This is a genomic window from Winogradskyella sp. PC D3.3 (genome assembly GCF_054366245.1).
On sequence record NZ_CM135962.1, the window covers coordinates 420018 to 443601 of the forward strand.

A 23584-nucleotide genomic window follows, 5' to 3' on the forward strand; every position below is an offset into this window, starting at 1 on the left:
ATTTATCTTGCTACACGTCCTGAGGCATCACCTCCCATTAATTTTTCTACTTCTGCAACTGTGACTAAGTTAGCATCACCTTTTATAGTGTGTTTTAAACATGAGGCTGCAACAGCAAAGTCTAATGCATTTTGATCATCTTCAGGATATTTTAATAATCCGTAGATTAATCCTCCCATAAATGAATCACCACCACCAACACGATCAACAATATCTGTAATTTGGTATTGACGTGTTTCGTACATTTTTTTACCATCATATAACACACCTGCCCACGTATTATGAGACGCAGAAATAGATCCTCTTAAAGTTGTGATTACTTTTTTAGCTCTTGGAAATTTCTCCATCATTTGCTTACATACAGATAAAAAGGCTTCTGCTTTTACATCATGTCCATGTTTATGAACATCTAAACCATCAGGATGAATACCAAAGTGCTTTTCAGCATCTTCTTCGTTTCCTAAAATAATATCACAATACGAAGTTAATTCCGTCATTATTTTTTCTCTATGTGCATCATCACAGAACGTCCAAAGTTTTGCTCTATAATTTAAATCCGTAGAAATAGTCACTCCCATTTCGCTAGCCACTTTTACAGCTTCTAAACATGCATCGGCTGCACCCTGAGAAATTGCCGGTGTAATACCTGTCCAGTGAAACCAAGCCACATCTTTAAAAACAGCTTTCCAATCTACCATTCCTGGTTCAATTTCAGAAATTGCAGAATGCGCTCTATCATATACTACTTTACTACCTCTACTTACAGCACCTGTTTCTAAGAAATAAATTCCTAAACGGTCACCACCATAGATAATTTTATCGACTCCAACACCTCTTTTACGCATTTCCATCATTGCACATTCTCCAATATCATTCTTTGGTAAACGTGTTACAAAATCAACAGGCACACCATAGTTTGCTAAAGAAACCGCAACGTTAGATTCACCACCACCATAGATGACATCAAAATTATTAGCTTGAGAAAATCTTAAAAAACCTTGAGGTGCTAATCTTAGCATAATTTCTCCAAAAGTGACTACTTTTTTCATTCTGAATATTTGTTTATTTAGTTATAAAATTCAATTTGGTTAATCGATTAACCAATTGTTTTAAAAATAAATCAAAACGTACAAGCTTTGATTCTTATGGTTAAACTATTATATTTGCTTAATCGATTAAGCAAATATATAAAAACTTGGCGAATAAAAAAAGAACTACCCTAAAAGACATTGCAACTGCCTTAAACATCTCACCTGCTGCCGTTTCTAAAGCCATGCATGATGATTCGCGCATTAGTGAGAAAACAAAAAAAGCAGTTAAGCGTATTGCTAAAGAATTAGACTATCAGCCCAACCATTTAGCTAGTGCTTTACGAAAAGGAAAAAGTAATTTGGTCGGTGTTATTGTACCAAGAACCAATAGTAACTTCTTTTCTTCGGTTTTAGAACACATGGAAGCCGTACTTAATAAAGCGGGCTACAACATCATCATCACACAATCTAATGAGTCTTTTGAAAAGGAATGCAAAAACATAGATACTTTACTATTCACTCAGGTTGATGGTATCATTGCCTCTATGGCTAATGAAACCGTTGATTTGTCTCATTATGAAAAAATAAAGTCTAAAGGAATTCCGCTAATACTATTTGATAGAGGTGAAAACGACTTAAATGTGGATTATGTTGGAATCAATGATTACGACAGTAGTCATATGATTGTAGAACATTTAGTTGAAAAAGGATGTAAACGCATTGCCCATATTGGAGGTTATAGACGAACGCGTATCTTTAATAACCGAATTAAGGGTTATGTGGATGCTTTAAAGAAAAACAACCTACCAATAGATGACCGTTTAATTATTGAAAGTTCTTTAACACTTGAAGATGGTAGACGTGAAATGGAACGCTTACTTCAACTAGAGAACAGACCTGATGCTGTATATATAGCAAGTGATTATGCTGCTTTAGGTGCCTTACAAATTCTGAATGAAAATAAGATTAATGTGCCAGAAGAAATCCGGTTAATTGGATTTGGAAATGAACCGTTTACGTCGTTAGTCACTCCTTCCATATCGAGTGTAAAACAACACAGTAAAGCTATTGGGCGTCTTGCTGCTGAAACATTTCTTAAACGCGTTGATGAACCTCAACTAAAGCAGCGTTTAAATAAAATAATATTGAAAGCTGAATTAATAGTTAGGGATTCTTCGAAATAAAAAATGCGTTATTGTATCTCTACAATAACGCATAATTAATATCATATTATTTAGCTTACGCTTTAGATACCTAAAGCTTGTCCACCACCAATTTGGATGGTTTCTGCAGTTATAAATGAAGCATCTTTACTTGCTAAGAACGACACAACTCCTGCCACATCTTCTGGCTGACCTAATCGTCCTAACATAATATTATTAGCCCATGAAGCAAAAACTTCTGGTTTAGTCGCTTTAATTTGTGCATGGAACGGTGTATCAATTGTCCCTGGAGATACTGCATTCACTCTAATTCCGTATTCTGCTAAATCCTTTGCTAAGGCTCTAGTTATAGCATGAACACCAGCTTTAGATGTTCCGTAAATTCCAGCTCCTGGTCCACCGGCAGTCCATCCTGCATTAGACGTATAGTTAATTATAGAAGGATGATCTCCTTTTTTTAAGTAAGGTATAGCTGCTCTTGAAGCAAAGAATACTGAATCTAGGTTAAGTGCCATTACATTTCTGTAAAATTCAGTTGTCATTTCTTCAAAGCGAGATCTCCCCCTAAACCACCAGCGTTATTTACAAGTACATCTATTCTACCGTATTTATCACCAATTTTTTTGATGTTTGCTGTAACTTCATCTTCTTTTGTAACATCAAATCCGTAATACTCTGCATCGACGCCCTCTGCAGCAAGTTCTTTAATTCGTTCTGCTCCAGCAGCATCATCAATACCATTTAAAAATACAGTATATCCGTCTTTACCTAATCGTTTTGCCACTTCAAAACCAATACCACCTGTTGCTCCTGTAACTATAGCTACTTTTCCTTTATTCTCACTCATCTTTATTAATTTAATATATATAATTATGTTATACTTTTCTTATCACTGGTTTCACTTTTGGGATAAAAATCCACACGCTAGCTAAGGTTAACAGTGATAAAGTTGCTCCTATTACAAAAGCTGGTGTATAATTTCCACCACTAGTTAGCCATGGAACTAAATAGGTTAAACCAGCAGCTGTAAGTTTAGCGGCCATACCAGAAAAGCCAGCTAAAGATCCTACGGTTTTCCCACTAAAAAGATCACTAGGCAACGTCTGAACATTTCCAATTGCGGCTTGGAAACCAAATAAAATAACGGCCATTAATATCACAGCTGTTGTAGCACCCGGATTTTGCATATCGGTTATGGCCATATCTACGACACCAATACTATTTAAGAAACTAATCACTCCAGTTTCAATCCCAAGTGGGTTTGCCATAGCCAATAATGCTGGAAGCATGATTAAACAACCAAGTGTAATTACCATTTTACGTGTTTTATCAACACTCCAACCTTTTTTAAGCTTATTTCGTGCTAGAATACCACCATAATACGCTCCTACCATTGCACCTGCATAAGGCACCCAACCGTATAACGCCATTGATTTTACATCCATAGCAAAAACTTCATTCAGATAGATTGGAATCCAAAAAACAAATAACCACCAAATAGGATCGATTGCTGCCGACGCTAAAATGACACCCCAACTTTGTTTATGCCCAAGTAATTCTCCCGTATTTGGATTATACTCTTGATCTTCGACACCATCTCCATCAAAATCTTCGTTTTTTTGACCTGTTAAAATATATTCACGCTCTTCATCTGAAATCCAAGGATGATCTTTCGGAGCTGCTTTTACTAAAATCCACCAAGGAATTAACCAAAGTAAACCTGCTAGACCTATAAGAATGAATATCGCTTTCCAACTAAAATATATTGATAAAGTCGCAATTAATGGAATAGAAATAATTCCACCGATGGCGGCACCAGAATTAAAAATTCCTTGGGCAAGCGCACGTTCTTTTGTAGGAAACCATTCCGCGTTACCTTTAGTTGCACCAGGCCAGTTCCCAGCTTCTGACACCCCTAATATGGCACGGAATATTCCGAAACTTAAAATACCATTAGCAAAAGCATGTAATGCCGTAGCGATAGACCAGACCCCAATTGAGAGTACAAATCCCATTCGAGTACCAACCCAATCGAAAATTTTACCAAATATGGCTTGTCCAAACGCATATGAAAAAACGAAAATTATTGAAATTAATGCGTAAATTTCCTTTGTTTCATCCGCTGTATGTCCAGGATACAAATCCTTAGCTATTTCTGGCCAAAGGACACTTAATGACGTACGATCTATATAATTAATAATCGTAGCAAGAGCGATTAACGCCACGACCCACCATCTTAATCCTATTAATTTTCTACCTGTTTTTTTCATTTAAATTGAATTAAGACGACTTTTTAATATTATAACAATACTGATACAACACACTAAAGTGTTCTTTCATTTTTTGTTTTGCTAGTTTTGGATCTTGACTTTTTATGGCTTCATAAATGTCATTATGTTCCTTAATACCTTGTCTGGCTAAATTTTTATCACAGACATGATATTTTTCAAAATTCGTTATGATTTCTGGTGTAATTATTAACATAAAATTATTCATTATACTGTTTCTACTAGCTCTTGCTATAGCCAAGTGAAATAACAAATCTTCTTGTACGGCATCCTCACCTTTTTGTACCTTTTTAGAATACGCATCTAAGGCGTCTTTAATTTTTTCTAGATCTTCATCTGATCTCCTAAGCGACGCTAAGCGTACTGTTTTTAATTCTAACAAAATTCGAGTCTCTACTAAATCTTTAAAATCGGGATCTTCTAATTTGAGAATATCCTCAATCATTCCATTCATTGCAATAACACCGATATTAGCGACAAATGTTCCACTTTGCGGAATTGAATCTAATAAGCCGTATAATTCTAGTTTTTGAATGGCTTCTCTTACAATACTTCGTGATACCCCAAATTTTTCAGATAACATTCTTTCTGAAGGTAACTTGTCACCAGGTTCAAGATTTTTAAAATTTATAAGCTCACCTATTTTAGAAATTATGGTCTTTTGCGTATCGAGATTATCTACTTTTGTTAATATTTTTAATTTCATATTTTAAAAACTTATAAATTGGTTATCCAGATTAATGGCGTTAAAGTTATATAAATAATACTCAAATACTAATCTAAAAAAACTATTTATTAGCGTTCAAAGAATCCCACTTAATCAACTAAACAACAGTAGAATTCGATAAACGACTAACTCAAATATACTTTTTAATGACTCACTTCTAATTCATAATATCTTACTTTGGCAAAGGAGCCTTCATCTCGCGATTGAAAGTAATTCCCTGCTTTAAAATAATTTTCAAATACTCCCCATTTTTTAATATGAATACTTTCATAAGCTTTGTATTCTCTATTATTTAAAATGATTAGCATTTTTCCGTCTGAAACTTTAACTTCTAATGTGAACTTTTTAAAACCAACTTCCTCTTCAAAATTGAAACCTTCATCATCATCCCAGGCATCTTCATGTAATATTTCAGTATCTGAAGCATTTAAGTTCTTTAAAACTTTCGTTTTTACTCTTATTTTACCTTTATCCCAATAAATTTTTAACATCGGTGGAGCATTATTATCATCTTCACCTATTAAGTCACGTTGTTCATTAGTTAACCTACCATGGATTTGCATTATAATGACACGATGGTACTTGCCATTAGCATCTTTAGTAACCTCATCCATTGCCAGCTTACCTTTCATTGTTCCGCCTTCTTCAAATGTCCAGTTTACATTGTTTTCTCCTGGCACCATTTGCTCTCTTAATTCTGACCTTGTATATTTTGTGTTTTTAGTTTTAGAATCTGTAGGCATAGCATGAAATACAATTGCACCTCTTGTAGAATCTATATACATATAAGGTTTGGCAATATCAATACTTGCAAAATTTAAAATCTCTGGCGGCTCTATTTCATAAGGCTTACCCTTTTCATTTGCAACTGGCAACGTCACTTTCCAATGACTTAAATCGATATTAGGTAATTTGTGTTTTTTTCTTTTTTTCTTCTTTTTTTTCTTTTGCTTACTCGTTTCTATATTATTGTTTGAAACGGATTGATTGACTTGACAATTAACAGTAAAGACTGACACTAATATGATAAGAATCGTTGTTTTAAATTTTATTGACATAAGTATCAGTCTTTATGTTATATCTTTTTTACTTTATAAATTAATTATTAGCAACAATAGTTACAGTGTCAATTCGAATTTCTTCATCTCCACTATTAAATCCAAAGTCACCACCTCCACCGCCAGTGCTAGGTCCACCTATACCTCTAATGTAAAGCGCAACACTGTTATTTGCTCCGGCATTAAAAGTGTAAGTCGTAGTGTTGTAATCTTCATTATTAGGATTATTTATAGTCTCAACTAAAAGATTATTTGCAGGATCTTCTACTTGTGCTATAGTTGTGTACCCATAATCATCTTGAGGAAAATCAACCGTCTGAGAATAATATGTTGCTGAATACCCATCAATATATCCAGAACCCGCTAAAACTCTCACTTCAAGAACACTAGGATACATACCTCCTTCTGAACCTTTAAACGAAGTCACTAAAGAAATTGTATAATCCGCATTGGGCACCACTTCAAACTCTTGGTATGTTATATCAGGCTCATTATTATCATATTTAAGGACGTTATTTGAACCACCGTTTCCAGAACTAGATTCTCCTTGATCTCCAATACTCTTATTAATCCATCCAGAACAAGAACAATCAGAACCTGAAGATTTAGGAAGTTTATCAAAATCGGCATTCACTAAAACTGGATCTGGCACTAATGGCTCTTCTGGCTCTACAATTACAATTTCTTGAGATGTAGTACTTTCTACACCTAAATCATCTGAAGCTGTTAACGTCACTGTAAAAGTCCCTTCTCCTGGATACGTGTTAACGGCATCTACATCTGTAGATGTGTTACCATCACCAAAATCCCAAGCATAAGTTGTGGCACTTGTAGAACCATTGGCGAATGTGTAAGTTTTCCAAATATCACCTGTACCTGCTCCTTGTGAATACGAGAAACTTGCACTAGGGGGGGTTGCATCAGCTATAGAGTTTGAACCTAAAGGTTCATATTGCTCAAAATCTTCACAGCTATTAAACATTGAGATGGATGCTACCGCAAGGACAGCCCAAAATGTATTTTTTATCTGATTTTTCATTGTTAATATATTTTTTTAGTAACCAGGGTTTTGTTCTAAGACACCGTTACTTAAGTTAATTTCTCTTTGTGGTATTGGTAATAAAAGATCGGTTGCAGAAAAGCTTCCGTTAGTTGATGCAGAAAATGCTGATAGTACATTTTGAGCTTCGTTAAAACGAATTAAATCAAATAATCTATGATTTTCAAAAGCTAATTCTACGCGTCTTTCATCTAACAATTCTTGTTTTGTAATAGGGTTTGGCGCATCAATAGTTGGCATATTTGCTCTAAGTCTTACCTCGTTAAAAGAATCTCTTGCCGCCTGTACTGTGGTCTGATTACCTCCAGCCATTATTGCTTCAACATGCATTAAAAGCACATCAGCATAACGTAAAACAATCCAATCATTACCAGCAGAAGTTGGATCTGTTGATGTCGGTGCAATACCTAAAGAATCATCTCCATTAGGAAGATACTTTACAACTTGAAATTGTGTTGGTTGTTCAACATCTACACGAAACGAATATTCTGTTCTATCTCCACCTAAATCATTCAATGCTGTTCTTACATCTGCAGTGGTATAGTTTACACCACTTGTTCTACCAACAGCATTTAACCATTCTGCAGAGAAGTTTTGGCTATCTTGAGAATCTCCTTCAAAACCAATAGAAAATATAATTTCGTTATTTAACTCATTATAGAATACATCTTTAAAATTAGGTTCTAAAGCAAATCCACTATTCATAATATCCTCACATAAAATTTGAGCATCTAAATAATTAGTCCCTAATGTTAAGTAAACTTTAGCTAACAATGCTTGTGCAGCAGCTTTAGAAGCTCTTGATTTTGAAGAATTATCTAAACCATTAATTGCTGTAAGTAAATCACTTTCTATTAAATCATAGACTATTGATTTATCAACTCTAGTATATGCCATAGAATTGTAATCTGGATCAGATATTTCTAAAACTTTATCTACTAAAGGTATATCTCCATATAAACGCACCAAGTTAAAATAAGCATAGGCACGTACAAATTTTGCTTCACCTTCAATCTTTGCTAAGTTTTCGGGAGTTGCAACATCTAAATGCTCTAAAACGGTATTTGCTCTAAAAATTACATTATAAAAACTTCTGTAATAATCACCAACAAAACCATTTGTTGCCTGAATCGTATAGTTTTCAAATTGAGCGGCTTCACCTTCACTACTTTTAGTTCTGGTGTTATCGCTTCGCATTTCAGTAAGATAAAACTCGATCTGTATCCCATGATTATCATTGTTACTCGTTGAGTTGACACCTTGAATGCCGTCGTACATGTTTATAAGTGTCGCATCTAAATCTGCTTCAGTTTCAAAAAATGTCGCTGCATTAAGTACAGACGTTGGTTCTGGACCTAAATAATCTTCGCTGCATGAAAATACCGCTACAGCAAGAATTAATAGATTAAGCTTTTTAATGTGTTTTGTTATATTTTTCATTTTAATTTTTTATTAAAATTCTACATTTAATCCTAATGATATCGTCCTGTTTATTGGAGAACCACCTCTTTGGTATCCATAAGTTGTAGACAGTTGTGTACCAGAAGTATGATAAATTGACTCTGGATTAAATCCTGTGTAATTATCTGCAGTGAAGTACAATAAATTTTGACCTGTTGCATATACTCTAAGTTTCGTAATCTTTAAAGTCTCAGCAACACTACTTGGTAATGTATACCCAATATTTACCGTTCTTAACGCCACATAAGATGCGTCTTGGATAATAGAGTTTGTAAATATTTTCTCTTTAATGAATCCTTGATTAGGTGTTGATGAAATAAAATCTTGAGCAGAGTTAAATTGATTAAATATATATTGATCTGCCATGTTTCTAATTTCAGCGCCATGACTTCCTTGGAACATAAAAGAAAAATCGAAATTGTAAATTTTAAAATCATTAGAAAAACTCCAAACTAAATCTGGATAAGGATTACCTAAGATTGTTTTATCATCGTCATCAATTAAACCATCACCATTTAAATCTTTAACATAAACATCTTGTGCTTGACCTCCAATTGGATGGTAAGGGTTAGAAATGTATTCTAATGGAATTTCAGAATCTACGACCCATCCATAAAAAGAAGAAATTGGGTTACCTTCTAAATTAATCCACTCTGCAGCTCTTTTATCATCTACAAATTGAATTTGACCATTTGATTCCGCAAAATCAAGTAATTCATTTTTGTTTTTAGAAGCTATAAGTGTAGAATTCCAAGAAAAATTCTCTTTTGAGAAGTTACGCGAACGCAATTCTAATTCTATACCACTGTTTCTCACTTCTCCTCTGTTAACTAAAGCATCTTGAAATCCTGTAGTTGATGATATTGGATTATAAAGCAATAATTGATCACTTGTTCTATCATAATAATCGAATGAACCTGTAATAACATTGTTTGCAAATCCAAAATCGACACCTGGATTTATTTCTCTTAAACGCTCCCATTGTAAATCGGCATTAGCAATATTTAATGGATTATAGCCATTGGCGATACTTCCGTCGATCACTGCTGTTGTTGAACCAATTAAAGAATACGATGGAAAATGATCTAATTGATTAATATTAGTATCTAAAACGTCGTTTCCTGTAAATCCATAACTGATACGTAATTTTAATTTACTAATGATATTACTTTCTTCTAAGAAACGCTCGTTAGTAACATTCCATCCTGCAGAAAAAGCAGGGAAGTTTCCATATTTAAAGTTATCTCCAAAAATTGAACTCCCATCACGTCTAAAACTAGCTGAGAATAAATATTTATCATCATAAGCATAATTAGCTCTAGCAAAAACTGAGAATAATGATTTTTCATATTCTTCTGAACCAAAATCTATAATAGACGTGGCTGCCGATATGGTTTGTAATTTATCCGTTTCATATCCATTTCCAGAGATCCAATCATTACTAAAATCCCATTCCTCTGCTGCAAAACCAGCAACACCTGAAACATCATGTTTTCCAAAATCCTTATTATAAGAAAAATAACCATCAGTAGACATGTGTGTGCGCTTCTCATTAAATAAATCTAATTGTGCTGCTGACGCTCCATTTCTACTTGCTTCTACACCTTGCCATCGACGTCTTTTAGTATACTGTAAATCTCCACCTACAGAAGCTCTAACACTTAAAGCGTCTGTTATATCATATTGACTATAGATACTACCAAAAATTTTGAATTTATCATCTGTACGATCACGTTCTAAGATCTTAGCAACAGGATTGGTGTTTGATGTATTACTAATACTTGTTCCACCACTAGCTAATGGTGTTCCTGTATCTAAATCATAATTATCGAACATACGTTGTAATGCATAATCCCCAATTTGTGCATCTGCATACGCTCCTCCATCTCTTAATCTATTTACAAACTGAATATTGTTTTCATCCAAATATACTGGCAACCACGATGGTTGACGTAAGATATCGTGCGTAGAACCATCGAATCGACGTCTTGATGTTATAGAAGGCGTAAGGTTTACACCAAATCTAAACTTTTCACCTAATTTCGTATCTACTTTTAATTTAAGGCTGTATTTTTTATAATCATCTGTTAATAAAACACCTTCATCATGGATATAACTTAAAGCTGTACTAAATTTTGTTCTTTTACTACCACCTCTTGCTGAAAACGAATGACTTGTAATAGTACCGCCATCAAAAATAACATCTTGCCAATTTGTATTTGCATTAATAAGTTGTTTGTATTTTGTTCTATCAGACAAAGTTCCTGTTGCTGCTAATTCGGCTGCTGCAGTTTCCTGTACACTAAAGGTATACGCATCACTTTGTCTAGCTTCTTTAAACCCCGTAAAGGTATTTAAGCTAAATTTTGTTTCACCTTCTTTACCATCTTTAGTTGTAATCATAATGATACCGTTAGCACCACGAGAACCATAAATTGAAGAAGATGCTGCATCTTTTAATACTTCAAAAGATTTTACATCATTCATATCTAATGATCCTAAATAATCTGAATCAACAACTAATCCATCAACAACAATTAAAGGAGTAGAGTTCCCTGTAATTGAACCCGCACCACGAATTGTAATCGTTGGAGCAGAACCAGCTTCACCTTCTGTGGCTGCGATATTAACACCTGACACCTGACCAACAAGTGCGTCATCTACACGTGCTACAGCTATTTGATCTAAGTCTTCATTTACAACCTTAGAGATGGCTCCTGTTAAATGACTTTTCTTTTGTGTCCCATAACCAATAACGACAACTTCACTTAACGAATTAGAATCTTCTGCTAAAGCTACATTTAACGTTTTTTGACTATCGATAACAATAGTTTGAGTGACATAACCTATGTATGAAAATTGTACTACATCTCCTTTATTTACATCGAGTTGGTAATTTCCATCAAAATCGGTTGATGTACCTCTAGTAGTTTTGACAACTATAATGTTTGCACCTGGTATGGGCATGTTATCAACTGCCGAAGTGACGGTACCTTTTAAGGTATAAGTCTCTTGAGCAAAGACTATCACACTAAAAAACAGTGTAATAATAGTAATGAGTTTAACTTTTAAATTCATAATTCATTGTTTAGATTAAATTAGTTACTTAATAATTGGTTATTCCACAAATACTTGAATAGTAGGCATATAATATATATGTTAAGTCGGGGCAAATCCTATATTTTTTTGGTAAACCAATTTGGTTTACCAAACTGGTTTACCAAATATATATAAATATTTGTTAATTACAACGTTTTCGTGACTTTTATATGTTAAAATAGCAAAGAATTAAGTTAAAATAGCAAATAACAACTTTAATTGTAGGAATATTATCACACAACTATAACGCGCTCATCTATAGAACTAAAGCCATCTATTGGCTTATCTTCAAATATGCAAGTTATACTGTAAAATATAGTGCGATGTCATGCATTCGGAATATCAATAATCAATTACAAGCGTTTCCCCCTTTAATAATAGCTCGCAGACTCAACTTAAGCCTTATCCCCAAAATAAGCGACCTCACCTCCACTTAAGAAATCTTCTCTTACAGGGCTAAATGTATCAATTAGCTCCCCTGCTTCTAAACAAACAGCACTATGCCATAAATTCGGTTCAATATAGACTCCATCTCCTGCTTCGACAATTTGTTTTTCACCATCAATTTCAAATTCAAATTTACCTGAAACACAAAAGGTCGCTTGGGTGTGAAAATGTTGATGCGGTGCCCCTAATGCTCCTTTTTCAAATTTCACTCTTACCATCATAATTTGATTATCGTAACCTAAGAATTTTCTTGAGACTCCTCCTCCAAGTACTTCCCATTGCATGTCTTTTGTGATGATGTATTTTTCGCTAAATCGTTTCATATGTTTTTATTTATTGGTTTATTTAAAATAATAAGAACCTGACCACTCATAATTCTTATCGTTAATTTTTACTTTGTGAGTCGCTTCTTTTGAAGCATTACTATTTGCGGTTATAAATAGTTTGGTAGTACCATTTACATTGGTTATTGCAATTGCCGTGTAGTCTTCTGAGTCTAATTCTACTTTCAACGTTTTAATACTACTATTTGAATTTACTGCAGATTCTGAAACAGGACTATAACTACCATGCGATTCTATAACTGAAACAAATAGGGTGTTTTTGGTGTTTTTTCGTCTTAGCATTAATGCCGCTTCGCGTCTTAAATTAAATTCTGGATCGTTAGCTCCAATTCTCGTAAATAACAAGTCATCATTCGCATTGGTAACCGAAGTTAACGTATAAAACTTCCCTTTATTCAACCAAGACAGTTTACTATTATCACTAGATGCCTTTGCTGTTCCTTCAACAAACAAATGTTGATAGCCATTTTTAGTTCCTAAAGGGTTTAATGATTTGGGGGTTTGGTAATCGAAACTTGTTTCTACAACCTGTCCTAAAAAATAATAAGGAAAATCATATTGATTTGCTTTATCTGACGTCACCTTCATGATATCTAACATATACGGCTTTTCAAAATCTTCATCTCTCAAAATTGCCATGGTACGAAGCATTTCGGTTCCAGGATATGCATTGACTTCTTTTGCACTTGCGACTTGTACGTTTTTATTTTCTGAAGAAAAATAATTTAAAACCGAATGATGTTGACTCCCTATGTCATACTTCCCATTGAAATGAGAGGTTTCATTTTGTATCACCGTATTGTGTGCAATAGTTTGTTTAGCCCAAGTTTTGTTTTCCTTTAGGTAATTTCCACCACCTTTTTGTTCGATATTTACAAACCGTGCTAAACCATAATCTTGAAGAATTTCTTCTCCTTTTTCATATAATGAATACGACAACTTATCATAATGACCATGACTAGAACCTTGTGCAGCATATTTAAAAACCAGCTCTATATCTTCATTTCTCAAAATAGCAACACCTCCTTGGGTTCCTTCTGGTCCATCAGATAAATTAATTGATTTTTTGTTGAATGGTTTTTCATTACCGTTTTTTATTCCAAGTGCAACGGCCAAACCAGAATCATCCAATAAGACTTTATTCTGTTCTTTAGCAATACTTAATAATCCTGGATCTTGTGTTCCAAAATGATAGGAAATATCTACTGCTGTAACTAAAGCATCATTGTAATAAGACATGCCTTTTTGACCATCGTTAAGCGGAAAGAAATCACCATCTGCATCCGATAAATTTAATAGGGCATTAATCGATTTCAAAAGCACTCCCTCTTTATATTCAAATATTTTTAATTCTGGTTTTACGTTATGTAATCCTTCAGCAAAAATTAAAAACGGATACATGGCGTAACGTTGGTAATATGGGCCTTCGTTATAATAACCATCTGGTGAAAATGGCTCTTCTATATTGGCTAGAAAACCAGCTTTCCCGTCTTTATTTAAAAAGCCACCATCATCATCTTTTTTATCCGCATCTAATGTTAAACCTTTAATGCCATAAAGTGCACGATCGATTAACTCTTCGTCATTCATAACTAAACCAATCATACCCACAGCTGCATTTCCCCATGTACTATGATTGTGTACTCTTTGGTAAAATTGTGGACTATCTATTGAAATATGATCTGCAAAGGGTTTAAACAAATTAGTTTCTAGCGTATTCCGTTCGTCTTCAGACAAATAATTATATATACAATCGTAAGCCTGACTCACATACACCAACCAATTAGAATCGTTTAAACATTGCCAGAATAATTTACCTCGTGCATAAGATCTCGTTTTAGGATGTAATGGCAATGTTTTATACATCGCTTCATATTGCATCAACATATCTTTTACATATTTGGCATATTTTTCGTCATCTAGGATCTGATACAATACACCTGCTTTTTGCATCATTATCATGTTGCGTTTATGACGCACATGGGTATAACCACCAGAATAATCTACAGGAATTGGTGTATCGATACCTAAAGCTATTTCGGCATCGATTTCCTCTTGAACTGCTTTCAAGGTATTATCAAAAATTGGAATATTACCCAATTGGGCTCTAATATCTTTTACGCCTTGTGCTGTAAGTATAAGTTTAGGATGTTCTTCTATTGTTGATGTTTCAGTCGTATGCTCTATAACAGATGTATGTTCTTCTTTGCAAGACATAACAACCATACTTACTAAAATAATCTGAAATAATTTAGTCCATGAAAAATTCATAAGAAAAGCGTTTTTGAATTGGCACACCAAATTGGTTTACCAATATACTGATATTTGTTAATTTAAAATAATTTAACTTTTAGCTAAAAGTTAAGGCTTCATTCATGTGAGCACTACATATTGTAAACACCACCATTGATATCTAAAGTCGCACCTGTAATAAATCCATCGTATTCGGACGCTAAAAATAAAACAGCACGAGCGACATCATCTGCATTACCTGCACGTTGGATTGGAATACCAGCCGTTGTTGCAGCCGCTGATTCTTTCGTTGTATGCGTGTTGTGAAATGACGTCCCAAGAATAAGACCTGGAGCAACAGCGTTAACTCGTGTGCCTTGCGCACCCAATTCTGTAGATAGGGCACGTGTAAATGTTAAGATGGCACCTTTACTAGTCGAATACACCAATGACCCTGGATGACCACCTTTACGTCCTGCAAGCGACGCTAAATTAACAATACTACTGTTATCCTGTTTTGCTAAATAGGGAGCTGCTGCTCGTGTTACAAACATCATAGACGTAAGGTTTATATCCATAACCTTATGCCAAAATTCAGTCTCCATTTCATTCAACATTTTACGAGCCACTAGTGAACCAGCATTGTTGATCAGTATATCTAAACTGCCTAAAGTTTCGACGGTTTTTTCAACCAGAGCATTTGCATCGGCTTCTTTTGTTAAGTCACCTGAAATCGCAATCGCTTTCTGTCCTTTACTATGTGCGTATTCTACTAATTCATTAGCAGTATCAGCACTAGAAAAATAATGGATAGCAACATTAGAACCACTATCTATAAAATGTTTTGTAATCGCTTCTCCAATACCCTGTGCGCCAGCTGTAATAAGAATATTTTTACCAGCTAATTTATTATTGTTCATAGTCCTCTTGTATTAATTGATTTAATCGTTTTTAGTAAAATAACCTTCGTTAGAAACGGCATCTTTACTTATTGAAATACTTCCTTTTTTAAACCATACCTCAGCATAGTTTCCATCTGCATATTGTTTTTGGATATCTCCATTATGTGTTTCAGCACCAGAGCACCAATTTTTATTTACTTCTGGCGATTTTCCATTGGTTTGATTGTAAGCACCAAGCTTAAAAAAACAACCTTCACCATCGTATGCAGTTTTGCGTTCTACTCCATCTTGACCAATTGGAACAAATAATTTTTGTGTTTGCTCAGGAATAGCTTCGGTAGTTGTATATTCTGATTCAATTAAGTTTTTTGTAAAAAATTTAGTATCATGATCTTTACTTGTGAATTTTAGTGTCATAATTCCATTTTTCACTTCAATTTCATAGCTAAACTCTTCACCTAAGGCAATACCATCTTTAGGTTCTTCTGGATATGTATTTACAGAATCACCAACAACAGCAAAGTCATTGCCCCAAACCGCTGAAGAATAATCCCATCGTTTAGAATTATCATCGCCTGCGGTATTAATTTCATAATGCCAAAACACCGAACCTTTGGTATGACCTGGGAATTTTTTATAAAATATTTTAAGCGGTTCGTTTTCAAACGCATCCGCACTATGAATCTGCCCTACAACAACGGCATGCGACGCTGCTACACGCGCATCACCAGTAGCGGAGACATTCATGACTTTAAGTGTTGCTGTTAATTTATCATTAGCCGTTTTTGGATACCATTTTTTTATTTGTGCCAATTCTGTTCTTGTGTTATTAGAGGTCCCGTGGGTATCTCCTCCATTTGGTGCTTTAAACACAACCCAATCGGTATTACCATCATTTACCGTATAAAAGAAATCTTTGTTTTCAAAATTATTAGCAATACCTGCATTTGAGCCATCACCTAAAATCAATTTCCAGTCATCAAAAAATGGAATAACGTCGCTTGCGTAAACGGTTTTTTCAATTTCTTTTTCAACAGGTTCTTTTGCTTCATTTTTACAGCTATTTAGAATTAAGAAGCAACTAAAAAGCATCAATGTTGCTGCAGATAGGGTATGTTTTTTATTCATATTTAAATTATTTAAAGTCATTATTTTTTAATCTTAATTATTAGAAATAGTCTAAAAGTGCTACCACGCCATTATATGAAATCACTAGAGAAAAGAACAAGGCGGCATATAATCCGATGTAAACTCCTAGGCTGGTTTTATAATCTTTCATGACTTTTTTATTGCTTAACATAAGGATGATGCCGAGTATTACAATTGGCAATACAAACACATTAAAGACTTGGGATAGAATTTGAATTTCAATAGGATTTGCTCCAAACGCAGGACCAATTAAAGCCACTAAACAAGCTATAAAAGTTATAATTCTAAATTGTTTGGAATTGGTATCTAATTCCCCAGATTGATAATCTGCAATCAATAAAGGTGCAATTAATAAACAAGGAAAAATAGATGATAAGCCTGCACTTAATGCTCCAAAAAAGAATATGGTCACAGCCCATTTTCCTGCAACGGGTTCTAAAGTATTTGCCATATCTAAAACCTGAGTAACTTCTTTACCTTGATAATACAAAGCACCTGCTGCCACAGCCATAATAACTCCACTAATAATAAAGATTAAAACAGCTGCTGTAATTGCATCTCTTTTTTGTTGCCCTAAGTTTTTGATGGTCCAACCTTTTCCTTTTACAAATAGTGGTCGTGATAAGAATGTCGCAGAAGCCATCGTGGTGCCCACAAAGGCTGCCACTAGCATTTGACCTCCTGGTACATCTGGAATTGTTGGTAGTAATCCTTTTACAACATCTACTGTAAGCGGCTGTACAAAGCATAAGGAAAGCACAAAAGACATTCCCATTAAGGTTACAAATATGACTAATATTTTTTCGAAAAACGTGTACTTACCAACCAACATTAATAAGTAGAATGTCACAATAATAACAATAGCTGTGATGAGTACGGTTTCATATTTATAAGCCGATAAGCCTTCAAAATTTACAGCTAATATTTCAAAAATTATATTCGATGAAATTCCTAAGATTCCCATTAGTGAATTCCATTGTCCGAACGTAATACCAATAATAATGGCAATAGCTAAAACTTTACCTAATTTAAAATGTTTTTTAAATCCAAAAAGTGCGGTTTCTCCGGTAAGCAAGGCGTAATTCCCGTAAGCAAACATTAAAATTCCCGAAAAGACGCAACTGATTAAAAGTACCCACAATAATTGCATATTGAATTTGCTTCCTGCAACAATCATAGAGGTGACACTACCTGTACCAATCGTATAACCAATCGCAAATATCCCTGGACCAAACCCTAATATGACAGCAATGATTTTTTTAAGAAACGATTTTTTTGGTGTGGTTGCTTTCATATTAATAGTGTATTGGTTTTTGGTTGTTAGTTGCTAGTGTCTAATTCCAGTTGGTGTGATGACTTTTCCCAGAATCATCATCTAATCTTTGATACGTATGCGCTCCAAAATAATCGCGCTGTGCCTGAATGATATTTGCAGACGCATATGGTGTTGTAATGCCGTTTAAAAATTGAACAGCTTCTCCCAAAGCAGGTGTTGTAATATCATTAAGTACACATTGAGAAACCACCTTTTTTACTGAAGGTCTGTATTGATTCACAAGGTCAATTAGCTTTGAATTTGTTAAGATGTTGGTGGTGTCTTTAAAAACCTCAACCAAATCTTCCATTAAAGCCGATCTAATGATGCAACCATTTGTCCAGATTCTAGCAATTTCACTAAGATTTAAATCCCATGAAAATGTATTTGAAGCTTCTGAAATCAGTTTAAAACCTTGATAATGATTTATAATTCTAGCAAACTGATACGCCTCTAAAATGTCAATTGTAGTTAGATTTAATTCTGAAGTACTTGAGTTTTTAAAATTCTGACTTAACTGAAGGCGTTCTTCTTTGTAAAAAGAGATATATCGTGAAAATAAAGCAGAAGCGATTAATGTACTTGGTACACCGAGTTCTGCTGACGCCATAGTGGTCCAATTTCCTGTGCCTTTATTTCCGGCCTTGTCTAAAATTTTATTGACCAACCAATCATCTCCTTCTTTCTTTCTAAAAATAGCAGCTGTTATTTCTAACAAGTAGCTATTTGCTGTTGGCTTCCAAGTCTCAAAAGTATTAGCGATGTCATCTGGATTTTGACCTAAAGCTTCTAAAATAGTGGCAACCTCAGCTAACAATTGCATTTCTACGTACTCCACACCATTATGTACCATTTTTATAAAATGACCACTGCCTTCTGGTCCAACATAGGTGCAACAGGGTAAGCCGTTTTTATCTTTAGCCGCTATTTTTTCTAGAAAAGGTTGTACACTTTTATAGGCTTTAAGATCACCACTTGGCATTATAGATGGTCCTTTTAAAGCCCCTTCCTCACCTCCGGAAACTCCAGCTCCTATAAAATGAATGCCTTTGGTTTTTAAATAATCAACACGCGTTTTTGTGTTTACATAGTTAGAATTTCCGCCATCAATTAAGATATCGTTTTCAGACAAATGTGGTAGTAAATCTTCAATAACATAGTCTATTGTTTTTCCGGCATTCACCATAAGCATAATGCATCTTGGTTGTTGCAATGCGTTTACAAAATCTTCAATATCATCAAAAGCTTCAGATTGAGATAATTCAGGAAATTTAGCTTTAAAATCTTTAGCAATATCGACCTCAACACCATCCACATGCCTATTAAACATTGCAATCTTGAATTCGTTATTAGCCAAATTTCGGCATAGGCTTTTCCCCATAACTCCTAAACCAAATAATCCAAATTCTGACTTGTCCATTAATTCGTGTTTTAAAGTTTTTATAATGCTTTCTGGCGTTAAGCTAATATCAATTTGAATAGCATCTTTTGGTTCTTCCAAAGTATCAAACTGCGATTTCAATAATTCTGAAGGCATAAAGTGATTTCGCCTTCGATTCACTCTATTATAAATTTGATTAAAATCTCCTCTTAGATATACCCATTTTGTTTCGGCTTCAATATCTAAACTTAAAATGTCTCTATACTTTTCCTTTAATGCAGAACAGACTATGATGCAACTGTTTTTAGTCAATTGCTTTTGAGCTAAAGCATTCAATGTTTCTAACCAACCTTGTCTATCATCATCATTTAAAGGCAGTCCAATAGACATTTTTTTAATATTCGCTTTTGGATGAAAATCGTCACCATCAAAAAAAGGAAGATCTAATTCTTGCGCAAGTAATTTTCCAATAGTGCTTTTTCCACATCCCGAAACTCCTATTACAAATATGACTTGCTTCAATTTAATTTTCTTTTATTAATTAGGAGGTGTTGCCGAACCTACAGTTGCCGATTTAAACCAAACTTCGGCATAACTTCCGTTGGCATATTGTTTTTCTATATCTCCACCATAGGTTTCAGACTTGGTAGATTTACCGTTAGCCTGATTATAGGCGCCTTGTTTGAAATAATTTATTTCACCAGCATAAGCAATTTCTCTTTCTACACCAACAGTTCGTCTTGATGCATACCTATCTATAATCTGTTGTGGAATTTCAGATTTTGTAGCAAAATCTGATTGTATTAAACTTTTAGTAAATGTTATGGTCTCATGTCCTTCGCTTGTAAAGGTTAAATACATAATACCCTTATAAACATTGACTTCATAGCTAAATTCTTCACCTAATGCAATACCATCTTCTGGTTCGGCAGGACTCGTTGTTTCATCATCTCCAACCACAGAAAAATCATAGCCCCAAACTGCTGTTGAAAAATCAAATCGGCCAGAGTTATCTCCTTCAGTATTGATTTCATAGTTCCAAAACACTGACCCCTTCGTATGACCCGGAAATTTTTTATAGTAGATTTTAAGGGGTTCATTTTCATGACCTTCATCACTATGAATTTGTCCGACAACAACTGAGTATGACGATGCCACATCGGCATTTCCAGTAGTAGATACATGTTGTACTTTTAATGTTCCTGTTAATTTTCCGCCAGTTTCTGGAATCCAATGGGCCTTTTCACCAAGTTCTGTTCTTGTGTTACTCGATGTTCTTGAAGTGATACCAGAATTTGGTGTTTTATATACGACCCAATCCGTTTCTCCATCATTTTCAACATAAAAGAAATCCTCTTTTTGGTAGTTTACTAAATCATCAACATAGGTTCCGTCTCCTAAAAGAATTTTCCATTTGTCCATAAACGGAATAACATCACTTGGGTATTTTATGGCCTGCTCTGTTTCGTTTTCAACTGCTACTTCAGAAGTCGATTCCGTATTATTTTTACATCCAACGATTAGTAAAAGTGTAAAAATTGTATATAGTGATTTTTTCATTTTAAGCGTTTTATGAGATTACTACCTGCGCAGGAATACATTAATACATTAATGTCATTACTAAGTTTTCTTCGGTCTTAATTTGTCCTGAATTAGTTACTGTATTGTCAGATTCTACATTATTTTTTGCTCCCCAAAGAATCGATACAAATTGTACAGGATTGTTTTTAAATGTGTTATTCGTAATAGTTACATTCACAATACCATTGTGGTTTAATAGTCTTTTGTTTTTCTCTTTGGCACCACAATTTGTAAATGTGCTATTAGTAATTAAAAGGTTTCCGCCAATAGTAGACTCATCATAACCACCTCTATAATAATCGACAACATTTTGTTTTACGTTGTTGAAATCACAGTTGTTAATAGTTAAATATTCGGTATTGTAATCTCCTCTATCGTTGGTTTCTTCTGATAATTCTATACCATTTTCACAATTTGAAATAGACGTGTTTTCAAAAGTTACACGTTCAGAAAAGGATTGTTTGTATACTTTTAAAACATAGTTAAAATCGTTGATTTCTGTATTAGAAACCGTTAATCCAAAATGATTAGACATATTCTTTTTTAAACTCGCAAAGGCATAATTGGAACCATTTCCTTTTAAAGTCAAGTTGTTTACGGTCAGTTTCCCTTTAGGTTGTAATGAAAACAATGGTGTATTTGACGCTCCAGAAAAAACAAGTTGTGCTTTTCCTTTCGACTGAATTGTAAGCGTTTTAGTAATGGCTAAAGATTCTGAAATGGCATAAACACCTTCTGCTATGGCGATAATATCTCCATTACTAGCCGCATCAATTTTAGTTTGTAAATCTTCTGCTTTAGTTACTGTATGTGTTACTGGATCGACCGTTTCAATTTCGTTAGAATACCAAGATGGTCCGTATTTGGATTTATCTAAAATATTCGGATTTGTAAAATCGACTCCTACAACGGCACCAATACTGTTACTGTCTTTTCTAGAGTTGCCAAATAAGTCGTTTTTGATGGTTTCAAAATCAAAACCATTAAAAGGTTTTACGTCACTTGGAAGTCCTATTGGAAGTAAAATATTATCAGACACTTTTTTCAACTCTAAAGAGGCAGAAATAATTCCGCCATCAAAGTCTTTAAATTCCAAACCTTGATTATCTACGACATTACTTTTAAAAGTAACACCATCTGCTTTGTCATTTTCAACAACAATATTTTCCAATCCTTTCGCATTGTAAATAACATTATTAGCAACAGTGGTTCTGATTGCTCTTGCAGAACGAATTTCAGATTTTGGCAATACATCTGCTTGCGCAATGTTGGTCCCTACACCAAATTGCCATGGCGAACTACAGTTTACAAATGTGTTATAAGCCACCACCAAATCTGTCACTTGGTTATACCGATTTAATGGTGATTTTGGAATACCATTCATAACCGCCAATGGACTTCTGAAGCTTTTTCCCTTTAGGTTGAAAAAATAATTATTGGTTACCCAATGGCCGGTGTTTATAATACGAATACCTCCATAGTTTTCATTTTCGCCATCACCAATAAAGTAGTTACCGTCAATAGTCACATAGTTTCCATGTCGCGTTACAACAGAACCTTCACTTTTATAAAAAACATTGTTCTTAATTATGTTGTTATTCGTTTTACTTGAAATGATTTCAACCTCACCATTACATTCTTCAAACAAATTATTTGCAATGGTTGTATTACTTGGGCTCATAGACGTAAAACTACTTCCCAACTGAATCGTTTCACCTCTTGCTCCACCTTTTCTAGGTCGCGGTCCAAAATGGTTATTTATAATTTTGTGGTAATTTTTAATGCTTTCAACCCCTTTTAAATCGACTCTAACGGTTGGGCCACCATTTGTTTTTCCGGCCAGATAACTATTGCTTAACTCGTTATGTCTTCCGTAAAACTGAACCCAAAGATCATCATCATCGCGCTGTAGTTTATTGAAGTCTACAATAACACAGTTGGTTACTTTACAGTTATTTGCTATCGTATTTTTGTCTAATCTGAAGGCTATGACATTTTCGGATGGTGAATATCCGTTTCTAAAATGTAAACCGCTAACTTCTAAATATTCACCACCAAAAGCGAGGTTTGAAACCCCTTCAATAAAAACTTTGCCTTCGGTTTCTGCTTTAATGGTTATAGGATGATCTTTGGTTCCTTGTCCTGTAAATTTAATTTCAACATCTTTCCAAACTCCATTTTTCAAAACCAAATTATCACCAGGTTGCGCATTTTTTATCGCCTCATTTAGTTCTGTAACGTTAGAAATTAATTGTCCCGATGCTTTGTTTGTTTTAGTAGACTCATTACAAGACAAAAACAGAACTAATAAACTAATTGCAAATAGATATTTCTTCATTATGTATT

General features: G+C 34.3%; 16 protein-coding genes and 1 pseudogene. 1 reads left to right on the top strand and 16 read right to left on the bottom strand.

From position 1 onward, the window contains the following. Positions 1 to 2 precede the first annotated feature (2 nt). On the bottom strand, positions 3 to 1049 hold the full coding sequence (locus ACXGSQ_RS01835) for a PfkB family carbohydrate kinase (protein WP_458627948.1): 1047 nt from the start codon (positions 1047 to 1049) through the stop codon (positions 3 to 5). A 146-nt stretch (positions 1050 to 1195) separates the two neighbouring features. On the opposite strand from ACXGSQ_RS01835, the gene ACXGSQ_RS01840 reads away from it, so the two are divergent. Continuing rightward, positions 1196 to 2215 (top strand): LacI family DNA-binding transcriptional regulator, encoded by a 1020-nt coding sequence (locus tag ACXGSQ_RS01840; protein ID WP_458627949.1) that lies wholly within the window; start codon positions 1196 to 1198, stop codon positions 2213 to 2215. Between the two features lie 62 nt (positions 2216 to 2277). Here ACXGSQ_RS01840 and ACXGSQ_RS01845 read toward each other — a convergent pair. The 15 genes and pseudogenes from ACXGSQ_RS01845 to ACXGSQ_RS01915 form a co-directional block, all read right to left on the bottom strand. Continuing rightward, positions 2278 to 3041 (bottom strand): annotated as a pseudogene (locus tag ACXGSQ_RS01845) (SDR family NAD(P)-dependent oxidoreductase). Positions 3042 to 3069: 28 nt separating this feature from the next. Next, the gene (locus ACXGSQ_RS01850) at positions 3070 to 4464 is read right to left on the bottom strand and encodes an MFS transporter (RefSeq protein WP_458627950.1); all 1395 of its coding nucleotides are present in this window, start codon (positions 4462 to 4464) and stop codon (positions 3070 to 3072) included. 10 nt (positions 4465 to 4474) lie between these two features. Next, on the bottom strand, positions 4475 to 5188 hold the full coding sequence (locus ACXGSQ_RS01855) for a FadR/GntR family transcriptional regulator (RefSeq protein ID WP_458627951.1): 714 nt from the start codon (positions 5186 to 5188) through the stop codon (positions 4475 to 4477). 164 nt (positions 5189 to 5352) lie between these two features. Next, positions 5353 to 6267 (bottom strand): polysaccharide lyase family 7 protein, encoded by a 915-nt coding sequence (locus ACXGSQ_RS01860; RefSeq protein WP_458627952.1) that lies wholly within the window; start codon positions 6265 to 6267, stop codon positions 5353 to 5355. A 40-nt stretch (positions 6268 to 6307) separates the two neighbouring features. Next, positions 6308 to 7306, bottom strand: a complete 999-nt coding sequence (locus ACXGSQ_RS01865; RefSeq protein WP_458627953.1) for a PKD domain-containing protein — start codon at positions 7304 to 7306, stop codon at positions 6308 to 6310. A gap of 15 nt (positions 7307 to 7321) precedes the next feature. Continuing rightward, positions 7322 to 8767: a RagB/SusD family nutrient uptake outer membrane protein gene (locus ACXGSQ_RS01870; RefSeq protein WP_458627954.1), complete on the bottom strand. Its 1446-nt coding sequence runs from the start codon at positions 8765 to 8767 to the stop codon at positions 7322 to 7324. Positions 8768 to 8779: 12 nt separating this feature from the next. Continuing rightward, positions 8780 to 11866: a SusC/RagA family TonB-linked outer membrane protein gene (locus ACXGSQ_RS01875; RefSeq protein ID WP_458627955.1), complete on the bottom strand. Its 3087-nt coding sequence runs from the start codon at positions 11864 to 11866 to the stop codon at positions 8780 to 8782. A 416-nt stretch (positions 11867 to 12282) separates the two neighbouring features. Further along, entirely contained in the window at positions 12283 to 12657 is a 375-nt protein-coding gene (locus ACXGSQ_RS01880; RefSeq protein ID WP_458627956.1) for a cupin domain-containing protein, read from the bottom strand. A gap of 18 nt (positions 12658 to 12675) precedes the next feature. Then, a complete protein-coding gene (locus tag ACXGSQ_RS01885) occupies positions 12676 to 14949 on the bottom strand; it encodes a heparinase II/III domain-containing protein (protein ID WP_458627957.1) in 2274 nt (757 codons plus the stop codon). Between the two features lie 113 nt (positions 14950 to 15062). Beyond that, positions 15063 to 15830: an SDR family NAD(P)-dependent oxidoreductase gene (locus ACXGSQ_RS01890; RefSeq protein ID WP_458627958.1), complete on the bottom strand. Its 768-nt coding sequence runs from the start codon at positions 15828 to 15830 to the stop codon at positions 15063 to 15065. 21 nt (positions 15831 to 15851) lie between these two features. Further along, positions 15852 to 16940: a polysaccharide lyase family 7 protein gene (locus ACXGSQ_RS01895; RefSeq protein ID WP_458627959.1), complete on the bottom strand. Its 1089-nt coding sequence runs from the start codon at positions 16938 to 16940 to the stop codon at positions 15852 to 15854. 40 nt (positions 16941 to 16980) lie between these two features. Then, positions 16981 to 18255, bottom strand: coding sequence for an Nramp family divalent metal transporter (locus tag ACXGSQ_RS01900; RefSeq protein WP_458627960.1), 1275 nt, complete (start codon positions 18253 to 18255; stop codon positions 16981 to 16983). 40 nt (positions 18256 to 18295) lie between these two features. Next, on the bottom strand, positions 18296 to 20179 hold the full coding sequence (gene gndA, locus ACXGSQ_RS01905) for an NADP-dependent phosphogluconate dehydrogenase (RefSeq protein ID WP_458627961.1): 1884 nt from the start codon (positions 20177 to 20179) through the stop codon (positions 18296 to 18298). Positions 20180 to 20194: 15 nt separating this feature from the next. Further along, positions 20195 to 21217, bottom strand: a complete 1023-nt coding sequence (locus ACXGSQ_RS01910; RefSeq protein WP_458627962.1) for a polysaccharide lyase family 7 protein — start codon at positions 21215 to 21217, stop codon at positions 20195 to 20197. 40 nt (positions 21218 to 21257) lie between these two features. Then, positions 21258 to 23576: a chondroitinase-B domain-containing protein gene (locus tag ACXGSQ_RS01915; RefSeq protein WP_458627963.1), complete on the bottom strand. Its 2319-nt coding sequence runs from the start codon at positions 23574 to 23576 to the stop codon at positions 21258 to 21260. Positions 23577 to 23584 lie beyond the last annotated feature (8 nt).